This is a genomic window from Sinorhizobium sp. 6-70, from assembly GCF_030124375.1.
Lineage (GTDB): Bacteria > Pseudomonadota > Alphaproteobacteria > Rhizobiales > Rhizobiaceae > Sinorhizobium.
Window position 1 is genome coordinate 326,921 of sequence record NZ_JASKLS010000005.1, and the last position, 16,525, is coordinate 343,445.

14 protein-coding genes are annotated in these 16,525 nt (G+C 59.6%); 7 read left to right on the top strand and 7 right to left on the bottom strand.

Features of this window, described 5'->3' with window-relative positions; translation table 11 throughout:
- Nucleotides 1-34: 34 nt before the first annotated feature.
- A complete protein-coding gene (locus QN222_RS13115) occupies nt 35-514 on the bottom strand; it encodes an Lrp/AsnC family transcriptional regulator (RefSeq protein ID WP_136508637.1) in 480 nt (159 codons plus the stop codon).
- A 132-nt stretch (nt 515-646) separates the two neighbouring features.
- Here QN222_RS13115 and hppD point away from each other — a divergent pair, with 132 nt between their 5' ends.
- The gene (gene hppD, locus QN222_RS13120; protein WP_283964742.1) at nt 647-1,759 is read left to right on the top strand and encodes a 4-hydroxyphenylpyruvate dioxygenase; all 1,113 of its coding nucleotides are present in this window, start codon (nt 647-649) and stop codon (nt 1,757-1,759) included.
- A gap of 78 nt (nt 1,760-1,837) precedes the next feature.
- Here the strand turns inward: hppD and QN222_RS13125 are convergent, their stop codons facing one another.
- Complete coding sequence (locus QN222_RS13125; RefSeq protein WP_283964743.1) at nt 1,838-2,626, bottom strand: response regulator transcription factor; 789 nt, start codon at nt 2,624-2,626, stop codon at nt 1,838-1,840.
- 1,016 nt (nt 2,627-3,642) lie between these two features.
- Between QN222_RS13125 and QN222_RS13130 the strand changes: the two genes are divergently transcribed.
- From QN222_RS13130 to QN222_RS13150, 5 genes are all read left to right on the top strand, one after another.
- Nucleotides 3,643-4,350, top strand: a complete 708-nt coding sequence (locus QN222_RS13130) for a fibrinogen-binding protein (RefSeq protein WP_283964744.1) — start codon at nt 3,643-3,645, stop codon at nt 4,348-4,350.
- 148 nt (nt 4,351-4,498) lie between these two features.
- The gene (locus tag QN222_RS13135; protein WP_283964745.1) at nt 4,499-6,631 is read left to right on the top strand and encodes a hypothetical protein; all 2,133 of its coding nucleotides are present in this window, start codon (nt 4,499-4,501) and stop codon (nt 6,629-6,631) included.
- 21 nt (nt 6,632-6,652) lie between these two features.
- Nucleotides 6,653-8,758 (top strand): type I secretion system permease/ATPase, encoded by a 2,106-nt coding sequence (locus tag QN222_RS13140; protein WP_283964746.1) that lies wholly within the window; start codon nt 6,653-6,655, stop codon nt 8,756-8,758.
- Nucleotides 8,755-10,104 carry an HlyD family type I secretion periplasmic adaptor subunit gene (locus QN222_RS13145; RefSeq protein WP_283964747.1) on the top strand — a complete coding sequence of 450 codons (1,350 nt, stop codon included), beginning with the start codon at nt 8,755-8,757 and terminating at the stop codon, nt 10,102-10,104. The genes QN222_RS13140 and QN222_RS13145 overlap by 4 nt, the downstream gene beginning before the upstream one ends.
- Before the next feature lie 11 nt (nt 10,105-10,115).
- On the top strand, nt 10,116-10,610 hold the full coding sequence (locus QN222_RS13150) for a hypothetical protein (protein WP_283964748.1): 495 nt from the start codon (nt 10,116-10,118) through the stop codon (nt 10,608-10,610).
- Nucleotides 10,611-10,618: 8 nt separating this feature from the next.
- On the opposite strand, the gene QN222_RS13155 is transcribed toward QN222_RS13150, so the two are convergent.
- Both QN222_RS13155 and QN222_RS13160 read right to left on the bottom strand, forming a co-directional pair.
- Complete coding sequence (locus QN222_RS13155; protein WP_283964749.1) at nt 10,619-11,443, bottom strand: bifunctional allantoicase/(S)-ureidoglycine aminohydrolase; 825 nt, start codon at nt 11,441-11,443, stop codon at nt 10,619-10,621.
- Nucleotides 11,444-11,884: 441 nt separating this feature from the next.
- Nucleotides 11,885-12,463, bottom strand: coding sequence for a hypothetical protein (locus QN222_RS13160; protein ID WP_283964750.1), 579 nt, complete (start codon nt 12,461-12,463; stop codon nt 11,885-11,887).
- A gap of 309 nt (nt 12,464-12,772) precedes the next feature.
- Here QN222_RS13160 and QN222_RS13165 point away from each other — a divergent pair, with 309 nt between their 5' ends.
- Nucleotides 12,773-13,300: a tetratricopeptide repeat protein gene (locus QN222_RS13165; protein WP_283964751.1), complete on the top strand. Its 528-nt coding sequence runs from the start codon at nt 12,773-12,775 to the stop codon at nt 13,298-13,300.
- A gap of 198 nt (nt 13,301-13,498) precedes the next feature.
- Here the strand turns inward: QN222_RS13165 and QN222_RS13170 are convergent, their stop codons facing one another.
- The 3 genes from QN222_RS13170 to QN222_RS13180 form a co-directional block, all read right to left on the bottom strand.
- Nucleotides 13,499-14,071, bottom strand: a complete 573-nt coding sequence (locus QN222_RS13170) for a hypothetical protein (RefSeq protein ID WP_283964752.1) — start codon at nt 14,069-14,071, stop codon at nt 13,499-13,501.
- A gap of 186 nt (nt 14,072-14,257) precedes the next feature.
- Entirely contained in the window at nt 14,258-15,562 is a 1,305-nt protein-coding gene (locus QN222_RS13175) for an AAA family ATPase (RefSeq protein WP_283964753.1), read from the bottom strand.
- A 15-nt stretch (nt 15,563-15,577) separates the two neighbouring features.
- Complete coding sequence (locus tag QN222_RS13180) at nt 15,578-16,525, bottom strand: type II secretion system F family protein (RefSeq protein WP_283964754.1); 948 nt, start codon at nt 16,523-16,525, stop codon at nt 15,578-15,580.

Below are 16,525 nucleotides of genomic sequence, written 5' to 3' on the forward strand. Positions count from 1 at the left end.
GCGCAACTCAACCGGACCGGTCGAGGCCCGACACCTAACCCTTCACCCGCTCCGGTATCGGCAGCCCTTCAAAACTCTTCAGCGTTTCGAGCACGATCGACGTCTTCACGTGCTGGACGCTGTCGTGCGGCAGAAGCACGTCGTTGACGAAGCGCGAAAGCCCGGCGAGGTCTGGTGTCACGACACGTAAGTGATAGTCCATCTCTCCCGTCAGCGCGTAGGCCTCCAGCACTTCGGGTAAACCGGACACAAGCTTGCCGAAACGCTTGGCATTGTCGCGATTGTGCGTGGCGAGCGTCACCGAGATCACCACCATCAGATCGAGCCCCAGCTTCTGCCGGTCGATCTGCGCCTGATAGCCGGTGATATAGCCCTCCGCCTCCAATCGTGACCGCCGCCGCGAACATTGGGACGGGGAAAGCGCGATACGCTCGGACAATTCGTTATTGGTCAGATGGCCATCGCGCTGCAGTTCGCCGAGGATCTTGAGATCGAATCCGTCAAGCTGCTCCATTCATGCGCCCTCGCCTTCTCTGCCGCACAATTCATGCGTTGATTCGCCAAAAACACGCAAGAATACAAGCATCATGCATCGGATCTGCGCCATACTCCAGCAAAGTTTGGAAGAATGAAGAGGAGGCTTCCGATGGGCCCGTTTCCGCACGACGCACCACCGCCAAAAATCAGCGCGGCCAACCCCGCCGGGACGGACGGCTTCGAGTTCGTCGAATTCGCACACCCCGAGCCGGAGAAGCTGAGCGAACTCTTCGCCCGCATGGGATATGCGGCCGTCGCCAAGCACCGGACGAAGGACATCACTGTCTGGCGGCAGGGTGACATCAACTACATCGTCAACGCCGAGCCGGGCTCCCATGCCATGCGCTTCGTCGACAAGCACGGTCCTTGCGCCCCGTCGATGGCCTGGCGCGTCGTCGATGCGAAGCATGCGTTCGAACACGCCGTTTCCAAGGGTGCCGAGCCTTATACCGGTAACGACAAGTGCCTTGATGTTCCGGCAATCGTCGGTATTGGCGGCTCGCTCCTCTATTTCGTCGAAACATACGGCGACAAGGGCTCGGCCTATGATGCCGAGTTCGAATGGCTGGGCGAGCGCGATCCGAAGCCCACCGGCGTCGGCTTCTACTATCTCGATCACCTGACCCATAATGTCTATCGCGGCAATATGGACAAGTGGTGGGCGTTCTACCGTGAACTGTTCAACTTCAAGCAGATCCACTTCTTCGACATAGACGGCCGCATCACCGGCCTCGTCAGCCGCGCGATCACCTCGCCTTGCGGCAAAATCCGCATCCCCTTGAACGAATCCAAGGACGACACCAGTCAGATCGAGGAATATCTGAAGAAGTACAAGGGCGAAGGTATCCAGCACATCGCGGTCGGAAGCGAAGCGATCTACGACGCAACCGACAAGCTTGCGGAAAATGGTCTCAAGTTCATGCCCGGCCCGCCGGAGACCTACTACGAAATGTCGCGCGAGCGTGTCCACGGTCACGACGAGCCGATCGACCGGATGAAGAAGCACGGCATCCTGATCGATGGCGAAGGCGTGGTGAATGGCGGCATGACGAAGATCCTGCTGCAGATCTTCTCGAGAACCGTTATCGGACCGATTTTCTTCGAATTCATCCAGCGCAAGGGGGATGAGGGCTTCGGTGAGGGTAATTTCCGCGCCCTGTTCGAATCGATCGAAGCCGATCAGATCCGCCGCGGCACACTTGGACCGCAGGCCGCCGAATAGGTCTCAGCGTCGAGAAATGCAGAAAGGGCCCTCGCTGCCGGCGAGGGCCCTTCCGTTTGATAGCGCCTCGGATGCTCGTCAGTTCCAGCGGGAACCAAGCCGCGCTTCCGAAATACCGCGGTCCGCCTCATGCGTGAAATAGCGGGAGGCGGCCTCCGTCCGGTTACGCACGTTCATCTTCTTGTAGATGTTACGCACATGGACCTTGACGGTGTTTTCCGACAGGCCGAGACGATCGGCAATGATCTTGTTCTGTGTCCCCATGCAGATCAGATCGAGAATCTGCACCTCGCGCGCGGTCAGCACGCCCATGCCTGCATCGCGCTTCGGCTCCGGCGTAACGAAGGCTTCGACGACCGCTTCCCGCCGGGCGCGAAGAGTTTCGCCGGCGAGCCTCACCGGCGCAAGGCGCCTGAGCAGCGCCGCCGGAAAATGTTCGCCGCCCTTCATCAGAAGATCGATGACCGTCAGGCAAACGTCCAGATGCAGATTGAGAGGCAGCACGCCGTGAATCAATCCTTCATCGACAAAGCCAGCGATCGATGAATCGAGCGCCTCCGCATCCTCCACCACAAGCCCGATCGCAGCCTTCGGGTGGAATTCATGGATCATCCTGAGAACGGACGGAAAAGTCGCCACCGGTAAGCGATAAAGCATGACCAGCCTGACGTCGACGAGGTTGCCGTCAAGCAGGCTTTCGGGATCGGACAGACTGACTACATCCTGGCCCTGAAACCGCCCCCCAACCGCCTGCATCAGGCATTCAGCGAACAGGTCCAACTTGGCGAGCATTACGATCTTACTTTTCGTAGGTAATACTTTGTTGTTGTCTTCAAAATCGCTCAGGTTCGAGCTCGTACGATACATTTATCCCCTCCTTGGGAAATTCCCATTTATTTTAATGGGTGTTCCAACCCCAATTGGAGCAGCCCGCGTTTGAAAAATTTCTTCAAATACTGCGCAATTATAACGAATAAAAAATTCGCTATAGCTAATGTATCGTAAAGATGGGGGAGGCGAAACCACCCAAAAGGGTTAGATGCTCGTCGGGTTCGCGTCTAAATCGTTCGAAAACGAACCAATTTTGGGCTAGTCGGCTTCGACAGGGCGCCGAGCCAGACACCCCTGGTTTTCGAGGGGAATTCCAGGCGATCGCCGCCACTGGAAAAATGGTGCGATGGATGCCGGCCTTTGCTCGCACGGGGATGCGCGGCGCATGGACGGGCCCCGGCATAGCTCCAACGGGTTATGCTTTACCAGATCGAAGGTGGTAGATGCGGCTTGGGACAACCAAAATTGGTAGGCCACGACTTTGCCGCCCGTCCACGGCAGTATCGTTCGAGCCACCCTAACAATTTGAATTAGCCTGCGAATTCTTATTGCCGGCCGCTCGCCCGTGTGACCGCAGGCTCCACCGCAAAACCGAACCACCCTCAAACGCATTGCGCCAGATTCGCAAATATTAACATTATCTTAACCGCACCGGTCAGCGTTGCGAGAGATTCAAAAAAGCCATTGAATACAAGAGACTAACCACAATTGATGTCTTTCGCTCCTCCGCATTCGGGCTCACACTACCATCGTCGCGCTGGAGTTTGCACGACCCACGGACTGCTTTTGTATCATGCGTCGCAGCCGCGGAGTACATATATCGAGCTGCTACTCGACATATGATGTAACCAGTATTTGTAGTACGTATCAATTTATGTGGAAGTACATACAAGCAATTATACTATGAATACAAAGGGAATATATCGGAACCCAACAGGCGAATTATCTTTTATAACGATTCGTCTGAACTTCAAAAGAGAGCCAGCTCCGCAAAAATCCTATAAAAGATGAAAGGGTTTCGGCGCTGGCTCCCTCTGCGAAGGGAGTTGTAGATGACCGATACCCCGTTAAAGGATTTTCGGGCCGACGACAGTATCAACACCGATGACGACTTGAAGATTGGCGCGCTTGCCGACGGGCTTGCGAGTGGCAGCGTCAATGCCCCAAAAGTCGACTTGGACGGGCCGAGCCATCGCGGCATTGCCGACGGCAACACCACCAGCAAGTTCGACGCAAAAGAAACCGGTGACGACCGCGACAGCCATCCCTCCGTGAGCGAGCCTCCGGCACTGGACGACACCAGCGGTTTCGGCAATGTCGGCATCGAGGCTGACGTCACATTCAATCTCGGCGACGACCTCTCCTTCAGCCTGAACCTCGATCGCATCCTCGAGCATTCGCTGAGTGCCGTCGGCAACGATGCCGGCTTCACCATCGTGCAGGCAAACAGCCTCGCTGACCAGGATCATGCCTATAGCGTCAAGATGAGCAATGCCAATGCCGACAACGCTCCGAATGCGGATGGCGGGCATGCGGAAAACGGCGACGGCATGCACTTCGGCACGAGCTCCGACTGGGATCTCAAGGTCGGCCACGAGCTTGATGCCGGTGCCAAGGCCGATGCGTCCGCGACCCTTGCAAACGGGGAGTTCCATCAAGAGATCGTTCAGGGCGCGAACCTCCTTAGCAACGCCGTCGACGTCAATGTTGTCGGCGGCGACTTGCACGTGACGTCTATGGGGCAGGACAGCGACGGTTGATTGATCCTTGGAGACGAAGCGATGTGCGCTGGCTGGCCGCACCGGTGCACAGATGGATGGTTGATTTGGGGTCGGTTCAACGCGCCTTGGCAGTCGCCGGTCGGCCCGCCGAGGTCTCCCTTTGCTGCCGGAGGGAAGGATCGGGGTAATGCACGCGGAGAAGGTCAACGAAATCGTTGCGCATTTCCTTGGGCTGTTCGGGACGGCGACCGATGAAGCACGCATAAGACATCAATACCTGCAGGGCAGCGAAACCTGGAAGCCCGCACCTGCGGACGCCGGCGGCGACACGCCGTTACCCCAGTTCAAGTGCTCTTTCGAACTGAAAGACTACGATCCGGACATTTCCTATCAACCATCCGGCTACCGGCTCGAGGGCCTCGATATCGCCGGGCGCACGCAATTCGCGGACGACCATTCCCCGGATCCCGTCTCGCTGGACGACTTGACCGTCAATCCCAGGCTTTTCAGCACTGTGGCCGGCCCTTCCGGCATCGCAGCGGACCACGCGGCAACGCACCATGCGGGACCGCAACACGCGCCGATCGTGGAGGAGAGCCCGGATCAGGGAAGCGGCCAAATCCTGCAGGTCAATCTCCTTCACGACGACGACGTCCTCAACATGAGCGGTTCACCGATCGAAGCCGGCGACACGAGCGGCGTCATCGAAAAGCTTGCGGAATACGTCGCGGAAGCAACGAGTGCCTCACCGCTCGCGCAATTGAGCCAGATCGACAGTATCGACGCGCTTTCGGCACTTGCCGCGCATCTCAAGGCCCTCGCCGCGACCGCGCGCGCCGAAGAGCCGCAGACGCCGGACGACCCCGCTACGCCCGTGGACCATACGCCGGTCCCGTCGCCTGGAACGGTCGCGCCGGTCGATCTGCCGCAGGATGACCGCAGTACGGCGGTTCTCGCAGCGGACGACATCGAAGGCGTCCATGTGAACGGCGCGCCTGTCGAGGTTCTTCCGGAACTCGCCGACTTCCTGCCGGCCGGTCACTCCACCACTCCCCCACCGGCCGCCGGCGCGAACGACGTCGACGAAGCTGTTCAGCCAAACAGCAACAGTGGCGGCACGCTGGAAGTCGAGGCGGGAGCCAACACGGTCGGCAGTTTCGCCAGCATCGTCAGTGCCAGCGCAGCGGCATCGGTCACGGTCGTGATGGGCGATTACCATCAGATCGACGTCATCTCGCAATCCTACGTCTACGCCGATAATGACAAGGTGAATGGCTCCTTCGCCGAGGGCGCTCAGGAAGCCGTCTCACAAACCATCGCCATGAACATCGCGAATTTCGGGCATCACAATTTTGAGGCGCCCGCACGAGACACGGCAGATGCCACAGACCAGTTGTCGACCTTCCCGACGAGCTGGCGCGTCGACGTCGTCGAGGGCGATCTGTCGATCGTTCACTGGATCGAACAGTACAATTTCGTCAGCGACAACGATACCGTCGCGATCACGACCAGCAGCGTGGAGACGACCGTGCTCACGGGCGGTAACGCCGCGGTCAGTTTCGCTTCGTTTCTCGATTTCGGCACTCAGCACGACCTTGTGATCGTAGGGGGCCATATCCTGGACATGAACATTATCAGCCAGGTTTCGGTCCTCTACGACAATGATCAGATCCAGGGCATCTCCGCCGGCAACGGCATCACCCTCGATGAAGGCGGCAATCTCGTCTGGAACACGGCATCGATCGAAAACATCGGCGACAGCGAGCGCTTCGAGAGCGTGCCGGACTACATGCACCAAACCGTCGACAATATTCGCGACGGCACGAACGACCTGCCGGAAGCACTGGCGCACGATCAGGACTTCGCGGGCTATACGGGCCTGCGTGTCCTCTACATCACCGGCAATCTCTATGACGTCAACGTCATCAAACAAGTCAGCATTCTCGGTGACGCCGACGCCGTCACCTATACGGCCGCCAAAACTCCAGAAGGGGTTGATACCGAGGTGACCGTTCACGTCGGCGACAATGCGGTGATCAACGTCGCCCAGATCATCGACTACGACAGCTTTGGCCACACGACCTATGTCGGCGGCGAGCTTTATTCCGACACCATCCTTATCCAGTCCGGAATTGTCGACATCGGTCGCGATGGCGACACGCTGAGCTTCCAGCCGGACGGACTTGTAAACGAGGTCATTGCATTTGTCGGTGAAGACGATCCGGCACCCGGCGTCGGCGAGCACGCCGGCGATACCGCCAATGAGACGTCGTGGTGCGACAATCAATGGAACGACGTCATGCACACGGTGCTGACATAACGGCGATCGCGAGGGAGTGCCATGAACGACCTTTCCAAACGGTATGTCAATGAAGGCAAACCGTTGTCGCACGCCGCACCGGAGCTAAAACTACCTGGCACGCCCAAAATCTCCGTCGATCCCATCAACAATGACTTCGAGGACCCGAAAAAGTCCGATCAGGACACCGAAGGTCGATCGCCGCCTCGGGAGCAGCCGGGCAGCGAAAAGAAAAAGGCGCACGGCAGCGAAAGCGGCAGGAACGATGCGCTCAAGAGCCTGCCTGGTCGGCCGTTGTCGCCGACGATCAACAACGAACCCGGCCCTTTCAGGGAGGGTGAGCGCCGTCCGACCGCGCGTGACGCCGGCGGGAAGACCGAGGCCGACAATGGAGGAGAGGGAAAGGATACGTTTCACAGGCGCACCGGGCCGGTAAACTTCGCTGCAAGCTTGCGAGACTGCCTGGCTGCGGTCCGACACAACATGCTGATCGTTGTCGTCTTCACCGTCGCGATCAATATTCTCGTCCTTGCCATCCCGATCTACCTGTTCCAGATCTCCGACCGGGTGCTGACAAGTCGGTCGCAAGATACGTTGCTCATGCTGACGATCGCGGTTCTCGGCGCCATCCTTCTGCAGGTCGTTCTCGACGCCATTCGCCGCTTCATTCTGATGCGGACCGCAGTCGAGATCGAAGTCCAGCTCGGCGCACCGATCCTTAGCGCCGCGGCGCGGGCATCGCTGCACGGCAACGGGCGAGACTATCAGGTGCTGAGCGACCTGCAGCAGCTTCGCGCCTTCATCACGTCCGGTACGCTGATCTCGTTCCTCGACGCACCTCTGACCCCGCTCTTCGTCGTCGTCGTCTATTTGATCCAGCCGCAGCTCGGGCTGATCGTCGTCTCGTGCTGCGTCGTTCTTTTCATCATTGCCTATCTCAACCAGAAGGCGACGACGCGCTCGTTCAGCGAGGCCAACAGCTATCTCGGCCGCGCGAATTTTCATCTCGATTCGATGTCGCGCAATTCGCAGATCATCAATGCGCTGGCGATGATTCCGGAGGCGGTGAAGATGTGGGGGCACGAAACGGCCGGATCGCTCAAGGCGCAGGTCTATGCCCAGGACCGCAACATCATGTTCGCGGGCGCCTCGAAGGCCGTGCGGATGTTCACCCAGGTGGCGCTCCTCGGCTGGGGCGCGCATCTGGCGATGATGGGCCAACTGACGGGCGGCATGGTCATCGCCGCTTCCATCATCGCGGGCCGCGCACTCGCTCCGGTCGAAGGCGCGATCGAGGGCTGGAACCAGCTCAATCATTCGCGCGCGGCTTATGGCCGGATCAGACAGCTTCTCCTGGGTTCGCCGCTGAATTTCCCCCGGCTGCGCTTGCCGAACCCCGAGGGCCGGCTCGATGTCGAACGCATCCTGTTCGTGCCACCGCCGCAGAAGCGCGTGATCTTGAACGGCATATCCTTCTCGCTCGCCAAGGGAGAGGCACTTGCCATCATCGGCAACTCCGGCTCCGGCAAGACGACGCTCGGCAAGATGCTGGTCGGATCGATCCTGCCCACATCCGGCAGCGTCCGGCTCGATCTCATGGACTTGAGAAACTGGGATCAGCGTCAGTTCGGCGAAAGCATCGGCTATCTGCCCCAGGACGTTCAGCTCTTTCCCGGCACGATCAAGGCAAACATCTGCCGCATGCGCGACGATGTCGACGACGCCATGATCTACGACGCGGCCGTGCTTGCCGACGTGCATGACCTGATCGCCACGTTCCCACAGGGCTACGAGACAGTGGTCGCTGCAGACGGCGCTCCCCTTTCAGGCGGACAAAAGCAACGGATTGCCCTCGCGCGAGCCTTTTTTGGCAATCCCAGATTCGTCGTCCTCGACGAGCCGAATTCCAATCTTGACAGCAATGGCGAGGCGGCACTGGCCCGCGCGCTTCTCCATGCGAAGAACCAGGGCATCACGACCGTGACCATCACCCAGCGCCCGGCCCTTTTGCAATGCGTCGACAAGATCATGGTGCTCAATGAAGGGACCGTCGCGATGTTCGGCGCGCGAAACGAAGTTCTCGCCGCGCTTGGCGGGGCGCCGAACCACGACGGAGCACAGCCTCGTATTCGCGGAGGTCGCCAATGAGCCCGAGCAGGACAAGCGCCGATCCGCACAATGCCGCGGAGTGGTATTCCGAGGTCCCCCGCTCGATAAGGCTCCACAGCTTCGCCGGCCTAGCCCTGATCGCGGCGTCCTTCGGCGGCTTCGGCTATTGGGCCTTTGCCGCACCGCTGGCAGCGGCGATCATCGCCCAGGGAAGTTTCGTCGCCAACGGCAACAACAAGATCATCCAGCACCTCGAAGGCGGCATCATCGAGCAGCTGCTGGTCGACGAAGGAGACAAGGTCAGAGCCGGAGATATACTGGTGAAGCTCGACCAGACCCCGGCGCGCGCCAATGCGCGCATGCTCAACCTCAAACGCCTTCGCCTGGAAGCGGTGGTCGCGCGACTTCGGGCGGAAGCGATGGGCAGCGACACCTTCAAGGTGCCGGAGATCGTCGCCGAGCAGGCGGACGATGCAGATGTGCGGGCGATCATCGAAAGCCAGAACGTCATCTTTCAGAGCAAGAAGATCAAGCTGCGGGACCAACTGAACCTCATCGACCAGAACATTCGCTCCCTCGAATTTCGCGCCAAGGGTTACGATCTGCAGCGGGCCTCCTTCAACAAACAGATGGAGATCCTGGCGGAGGAGCGCGAATCCAAGAGCAGACTGGCCCAAAGCGGCCTGATCAGGCGACCTGAGCTCCTGGCGCTCGACCGGGCGATCGCCGACGCGATGGGCGAGATCGGCCGGCTCGAATCGGAAGTGAGGGAAAGCCACACCCAGATCGATCGCTATCGCCAGGAAGCTGTCATTGCCATCAACACCAACAAGCAGACCGCGCTGGACGGCCTGGAAGGGGCCGAGGCCGACCTTGATGCCGTGCGCCAGCAGGCCCGCGAAGCGGCCGAGGTGCTCGACCGAGCGACCATTCGCTCCCCCGTCGACGGCACGGTCGTGCGCAGCTATTTTCATACCGCCGGCGGCGTGATCGCAACCGGGAAACCGATCATGGAAATCCTGCCAGCCAATGTGCCGTTGATCATCGAGGCGCAGGTGCTTCGAACGGCCATCGATCAGCTCAAGGTCGGCGAGGATGCAACGATACGCCTTTCCGCGCTGAACCGCCGCACGACGCCCGTTCTGAAGGGCAAGCTCTTCTATGTCTCGGCCGATTCCATCGAGGAAGTGGCCGGCGGGCAGCAACGCGATGTCTACATCGTCCGCGTGGAGGTGCCTGCGAGCGAGATCAACCGCATCCACGGCTTCCACCCGGTACCCGGGATGCCGGCCGAAGTCCTGATCACCACATCCGAACGAACGTTCTTCGAATATCTGACGAAGCCGATCACCGACAGCATGTCGCGGGCGTTCAAGGAGACCTGAGAGGTAGCGTCATGGCGGCGGCTCAGGAGGTGCTTTTGCTGGTTGGTCGCCTGAACTACGTCTGGACCAACACCGAAAGCCTGCTGATTTACATCATCGCGCACCTGCTGAAGGTCGACAAGGAATCAGCCATCATCGTCTTCCTGACGCTGAACACCACACGCGCGCGCATCGACCTCACGGAGCGCCTGGCAAAGCTGCCGGCGACCCCACCCGAAACGCGCGACCAGGTCCTGTCGATCACCGAGCGCCTGAAACAGCAGTCGAAAATGCGCAACAAGTACAGCCACTGTATCTACTCCTTCGATGAGCAGGGAGAGATATCGAGCACGCAGCTGATGCGCCTGGTCGAGGGCGAGAAGGAGATTCGCTACGGCAAGGTGGAACAGCTCGACGCGCGCGAATTGGCGCGTCTCGAAAACGCGATCCGGGAGATCACCGACATCAGCAAGGCGCTCTGGTCGTTCATCCGCTCGCGCCCCAATTTCGACGAGCGGCTGATCTGAGGCCGGCCCTATCGCGACAGGCGCATATGCCGATTGACGTCCTTGTAGAGCAGGTAGCGGAAATTGCCCGGACCACCGGCATAACAGGCCTGCGGGCAGAAAGCGCGCAGCCACATGAAATCGCCCGCCTCGACCTCGACCCAGTCCTGGTTCAGCCGATAGACAGCCTTGCCTTCGAGAACATAGAGCCCGTGCTCCATGACATGCGTTTCCGCGAACGGAATGACCGCACCGGGTTCGAAGGTCACGATGGTCACATGCATATCGTGGCGCATATCCGCCGGATCGACGAACCGCGTCGTCGCCCATTTGCCGTCGGTGCCGGGCATGGGCGCGGGCGTGATGTCGGCCTCGTTGGTGAAGAATGCCTCTGGCGCATCGAGCCCTTCGACGGCCTCGTAGGCCTTGCGAATCCAATGAAATCGCGCTGGCACGGTTCCATGGTTGCGCAGCCGCCAGGCGCTTGCCGGGGGGATGAAAGCAAAACCGCCCGGGCGAAGCTCGTGCCGCCGACCGTCGAGTTCGACGGTAACCTCGCCTTCCATGACGAAAAGAGCGCCTTCGGCCGCGGGATCGAGTTCAGGCCGATCGCTGCCGCCCCCTGGTCCGACCTCCATGATATATTGCGAGAACGTTTCGGCGAATCCGGAAAGCGGACGCGAGAGAACCCAGAGGCGCGTGTTTTCCCAGAAGGGAAGATAGCTTGTGACGATGTCCATCATCACGCCCTTCGGAATCACCGCATAGGCTTCCGTGAAAACCGCGCGCCCGGTGAGGAGTTCCGTCTGCATGGGCGCGCCACCCTTCGGCGCAAAGTACGTCCGTTCAACCAATTCCTGTCCTCCACGACATTCAATTTCGGCGCTTGCTGCATGTTTCCTTAAATCGTAACCGATTTAGGGACAAAAACATGCAGCAATTCAAAGTGCTACAGCGTCCTTTTGTGCGTCTGAAAAGACGCACGGCGCTTGGGTTCACCGTTACATCTTCCATGGGAGAATGCGATCGTGATCAGTGTCGTATCCTGAAAGAAGCCGATGACTAGCCCCGCCATCGTGGAATCACTTTCTTCAAGGCCTGCGGAATGACCATCTTGCGCATGGTCTGGCAATGGTGCAGGCCCAGCGAGTAAAGTGCTCATGCGCGGTCGCCGCATCGAACGCCTGGATACAGCCGAATTTCGGGACTTAACCGCTTGCGAGCAAGAGCTCGCTTTCGAGCGGGTCGGAGTGCGGGAACTTCAGTCCCAACCGGGCTGGGATCGAGCCAGCTCATCACCCCTGGCGCGCCGATGCGGCGCTGCTCATCGTTGTCGGGTATGGACGCCCAAACGCAGCGCCGATGGTCGCGCTATTTGCGCGGATACGCCTGATGATAGCGGCATGAGAGCAGACACATGCAGCGAGGACGAGGACAAAAAGCGCCGTCCCGAGCGGCGATTGGGCGAGCGGCAGGAGGGCCCAGTCGCCGCGCAGCATCTGCGGCAGCGAGAGCCCCGAAAGACCGGCCTGGGCGATTGCCGCTCGCATCATGGCAAGCGCGGTCGCGATCAGCGCGACATGGGCGTGGACGAAACGTATACGCGGATATCGGTCTGGCCGGATCGCCAGAAGGATGCCGAAAAGCGCCGCAAGTAGCAGCATTGCAGCAGCACCCCAAAGCCCAATGCCTGGAACGGCGAGAAGCATGAAAACCGGTTCGCGCATGACCGGAAGTATCGTCATGTAGAGAAACCAGGCGAACTCGCTCGCGGGATACTGGGCAAGCAGAACCATGCTGCCCAGAAACATCGCCGCCAAGCCATAGGCGCCACAGGGGCCGAGCCTAAGAAACGTGAGAACTAAAGCGCGCATGCGTTGGCATCCCCTTTGACTGGAGCGCGGTCGCTCTGACACTCTTTGTATATAAGACGACGCTTAACTGGGGCTTACCGATCGTCGCTTTCCTGCTTGGACCGGCACGACCGATTACACTGGCAACTTGGCCGGAACATTGTTCATCGTGTCTGTGTCGGCAAATGCCGACGCCGGCCTCAGATACACGATGTGTCTCTTTAATGCGACTCATTGTTTCAATTCTTCATTTATTAGCATTTTTTCAGGAAGATTTCCCGTGAGTGCTTGCATGCGCAAGGCTACGCTGCCCAAAAACTGGGGGAATGAATGGCAACTTCTCAGATCAGATCACAGATCAGATGCCTTACCTTGTTGCTCGCGGGCGGAGTCGCGCTGGCGGGCTGTCAATCAGCCGCTTTCGATGACATAGCGGCGTTCGGCGACAGCGCCAAAACCCTCGAAGATGATTCGGCCGTCGCCTTCTACAAAAACGATGAACTGGTCACCACGGGAAAGCTGCAGTTCCAGGAAAAGAATTACGGCAAGTCCTATGCCATCTACAAACGCGCCGTTGCGGTCTTTCCCAAAGACCCGTCCGCCTGGCTGGGCTTTGCCGCCTCAGCCGACATGATCGGCCGGTTTGATACCTCCGACCGTGCCTACCAGCAACTCTCCGGCATGATCGGCAACACGGCGGTCTACTACAACAATATCGGATATTCGCATCTTCTGCGGGGCGACCTGCCCAAGGCCCGGCGCTACTTCCTGAAGGCGTACGAGCTTGATCCGACAAACGAGACCACGGCCAGAAACCTGGAACTCATGAAAAACAGCGTGAAGTTCGCGCAGCGATAGGGCCGTGCAAAGACAAGCGGTTTAGCCGACGGCTGAAGCGTCCGGATCGGTACCACAGCCTATGAAAGATGGCCAAGCTCCGCTCGAACTGATCATCTTCAGGTGCTTCGACGCGAGCTTCGCAGAAACCGCCTCCTCGCGAAAATCCACAGCGCCACGCGTCTGATCAGATGCGCAAAGGACGCATGCCGTAAGGATTTACCGCACCTTCCGCAGAATAAGTTTGCCCTCGGGCGAGACCGATCGCTCGTAATGCGGCAAGTCCGCGACGGATACGCCTTCGGCATCGGCCAGGGCGAGGCTGTCATCCGCGGCCTCAAGTCCGACGGAGACCGTGGTCCCTGATGGCTCCAGCCGTTGTGTCACGCCCTTTCCGGGCGCGCTCATGATCAGGCTTCCGCCGGAGGCAACCAGACCGGAACGCATGCCGGCATCAAAATCGGCGACTTGTTTGCGCAGGCTTTCCAAACGCTGGCGAACGATTGCCACGTCCTCGCCCTTGGCACTTCTGGCGATGTGTCGGCCTTGCTTGTCGACCAGCTCTTGCAGGCCGTCGATCGAGCGCTTGAGCGCAGCAAGCGTCTCGCGGCTTTCGCGCACATCGGCGGCATTCTTCGCCGTGTAAAGGAGAATGCCGGCATTGAGTGGTAGCAGCAGCAACGCAATCGCAATCAGGGAGGCCCCTTTCGAACGGCTCGGCTCTTTCGCCGGTCGCTCGCCGCGTTGCCTCGCACCGTCAGGTTCGACATCGACATCCGGAATACTGGTCATCCGCATCACTCCGCCGCAAGCAGGGCCAACTCCCTGAAGTTCATCACATCAGTATTTCAGGCATTCCTTAATAACAAACACACCCACAGCGCCGCGCGTCTAATCAGACGCGCAAAGGACGCTGTAGCACTTTGAATTGGTGCATGTTTTTGTGCCTAAATCGACTGCGATTTAAGGAAACATGCACTAGTCCAGCGTGAACACACCCTCCCACGCCCGCTCCAGCATTCCCAGCGAAGCCACCTTCGGCATCGTGTTGAACTCACAATAGGACCTGATGAAATCCAGCAGGTACTTCGGGTGGTAACAGGACGCCAGCGATGCACCGCAGTACTTACGCTCATAGAACAGGTGCAAATCACTAGCCTTTATCTCTACCGCGACTTCGCGCGCATAAGTCTCGAAGATCCGGATATATTCGTCCTTCGAGGGGTTATTCACAAATATCTTGTACTTGAGGCGCCGCAGACCCGCCTCGTCCGAGAGATCCTTCGGGGCGATATTGGTCGAGAAAACCACAAGCTCATCGAACGGAACCTTGAACTTCTTGCCCGTATGCAGCGTGAGAAAGTCATATCCGCGCTCGAGCGGCACGATCCAGCGATTGATCAGCGCCTGCGGCAACACCTGCTGGCGGCCGAAATCGTCGATGATGAACACGCCTCCCGAGGCCTTGAGGTGCAATGGGGCCTCGTAGACATTCGAGCCGTCGCTGAAGGCGAGGTCGAGGAGCTCGAGCGTCAGTTCGCCGCCGGTCTTGATCACCGGCCGCCGGCATTCGACCCATCGCTGGTCGGCCTTGGGGTACGGATTTCCCGACGCCTCGGAAACCGGCCGGTGCACGGCCTCGTCGTAGAAGCTGATCACATAGCCGCCAACCTCGACCGCATAGGGCACCCAGATCGTCTGGACAAGCAGCCGCGCGGAGCGTTCGGCGATGCTGGTCTTGCCATTGCCCGGTGGTCCGTAAAGCAGGATGGACTGTCCCGAATTCATGGCCGGGCCAAGCTTCTCTACGAGTGACGGCGATAGCACCAGCCCCTCGAGGCTTTCGATCAACCGGTCCTGGGTCACCCGCTCGTGGTGGATCGACTGCAATCCGAGCTGCCGGCAGAAGGCGTCGAGCGAAACCGGCGCCGGCCCGACATATTGCGATTGCCGCAACGCCGCGTGCGCGTATTCGAGGCCCTTCGTCGAAAGGGCATAGCGGATGTCCGACCTGACGTCCTCGCCGGCGAGTCCTCTCGCTTCGAGGAAGGCAAGCTTCACCAGTTCCTTGACCAGCTGATTGACCACCGCTTTCGGCAATTTCATCCGACCGGCGAGATGCGACGGGGTGACGGTATCCTGCTCGGCTGCGCATTTTGCTGCCAGGCGCAGCATAAAGGACAGTTCGAGACCGGTTTCCTCCACGCCAGCGGGCGCCAGCGGCATTCGGGGATCGAGCGTCAGCGCGAAGTCTTCACGGCCTTGATCGGGCGAATAGTGCATGGAGACCTCGCTGTTTTAACCGCCGGGCTTGAGGCCGGAGAGAACACTGACAACACGCATGACGATGGGCACGAGCACGATGATGAGGCTCACTGGAAACAGGAAGGCGCCGAGCGGCAGCAGCATCTTGATCGGCAGGGCATTGGCCTTCTCCTCCGCCCGCACGACCCGAAGGTCGCGCATTTCCTTGCTGTAGACGCGCAGCGTCTGGGTCACGCTGGTTCCCAGTTCTTCCGATTGGCGGAAGAGCACGGAAAGCGCGCGCGCCTCGTCGATCCGCAAACGCGCCGCAAGGTTGGCCAAAGCCTCGCGCAGCCGGCGTCCGCCGCGCACTTCCAGCATCATGATCGAAAGGTGCAGTCCGAAATCCTTGCGCTTGTCGACGAATTCCCGGGCGACGCGGTTGGCCGCCGCTTCCAGACTCATGCCCGCGTCGAGGCAGACGATCAGCATGTCCATGAAATCGGGAAACAGCCGGCGATATTCCCGCTCCTTCGCGTCACCGCGCCGGTCGATATAGATATTGACCAGGACAAAGGCGATGCCGGCTGCAAACATTGCCATCACGAGGATAACGAGCTGCGACAATTCGGGAAGGAAGCGGCTGAGAGCCCAGACCGTTACCGCCACGATGCCAAAGCATATGACGGCGCGGATGACCTGAAATACCGTCACTGCGCTGGCGCTGAAATAGCCGGCACGGATCAGCCGGTTCTGGGTGGAGTTGGCATTGGTGTCGCGTCGGGTGATCTCGAAATAGCGGCGGATCAGGCGATTTTCCGCCTCGCCGAGATCGGCGATTGCGGCGTCTCCCAACTGGAATTCGTCGCCGCCCGCCTTCGCGCCCGTTTCCGAAAGCCGCACACCGACCTCGCGCCGCCGGAAGATCAGTTCGGATGCCGCCCCGGAAAAGATCAGCACCGAGAAGAAGACGATGAAGTAGATCCCATACTCGCTCGACAT

Coding starts and splice junctions, on each gene's coding strand:
- QN222_RS13115 (WP_136508637.1), bottom strand. CDS start 514: ATGGAGCAGCTTGACGGATTCGATCTCAAGATCCTCGGCGAACTGCAG.
- hppD (WP_283964742.1), top strand. CDS start 647: ATGGGCCCGTTTCCGCACGACGCACCACCGCCAAAAATCAGCGCGGCC.
- QN222_RS13125 (WP_283964743.1), bottom strand. CDS start 2,626: ATGTATCGTACGAGCTCGAACCTGAGCGATTTTGAAGACAACAACAAA.
- QN222_RS13130 (WP_283964744.1), top strand. CDS start 3,643: ATGACCGATACCCCGTTAAAGGATTTTCGGGCCGACGACAGTATCAAC.
- QN222_RS13135 (WP_283964745.1), top strand. CDS start 4,499: ATGCACGCGGAGAAGGTCAACGAAATCGTTGCGCATTTCCTTGGGCTG.
- QN222_RS13140 (WP_283964746.1), top strand. CDS start 6,653: ATGAACGACCTTTCCAAACGGTATGTCAATGAAGGCAAACCGTTGTCG.
- QN222_RS13145 (WP_283964747.1), top strand. CDS start 8,755: ATGAGCCCGAGCAGGACAAGCGCCGATCCGCACAATGCCGCGGAGTGG.
- QN222_RS13150 (WP_283964748.1), top strand. CDS start 10,116: ATGGCGGCGGCTCAGGAGGTGCTTTTGCTGGTTGGTCGCCTGAACTAC.
- QN222_RS13160 (WP_283964750.1), bottom strand. CDS start 12,463: ATGCGCGCTTTAGTTCTCACGTTTCTTAGGCTCGGCCCCTGTGGCGCC.
- QN222_RS13165 (WP_283964751.1), top strand. CDS start 12,773: ATGGCAACTTCTCAGATCAGATCACAGATCAGATGCCTTACCTTGTTG.
- QN222_RS13170 (WP_283964752.1), bottom strand. CDS start 14,071: ATGACCAGTATTCCGGATGTCGATGTCGAACCTGACGGTGCGAGGCAA.
- QN222_RS13175 (WP_283964753.1), bottom strand. CDS start 15,562: ATGCACTATTCGCCCGATCAAGGCCGTGAAGACTTCGCGCTGACGCTC.
- QN222_RS13180 (WP_283964754.1), bottom strand. CDS start 16,525: ATGTCGAGCGAGTATGGGATCTACTTCATCGTCTTCTTCTCGGTGCTG.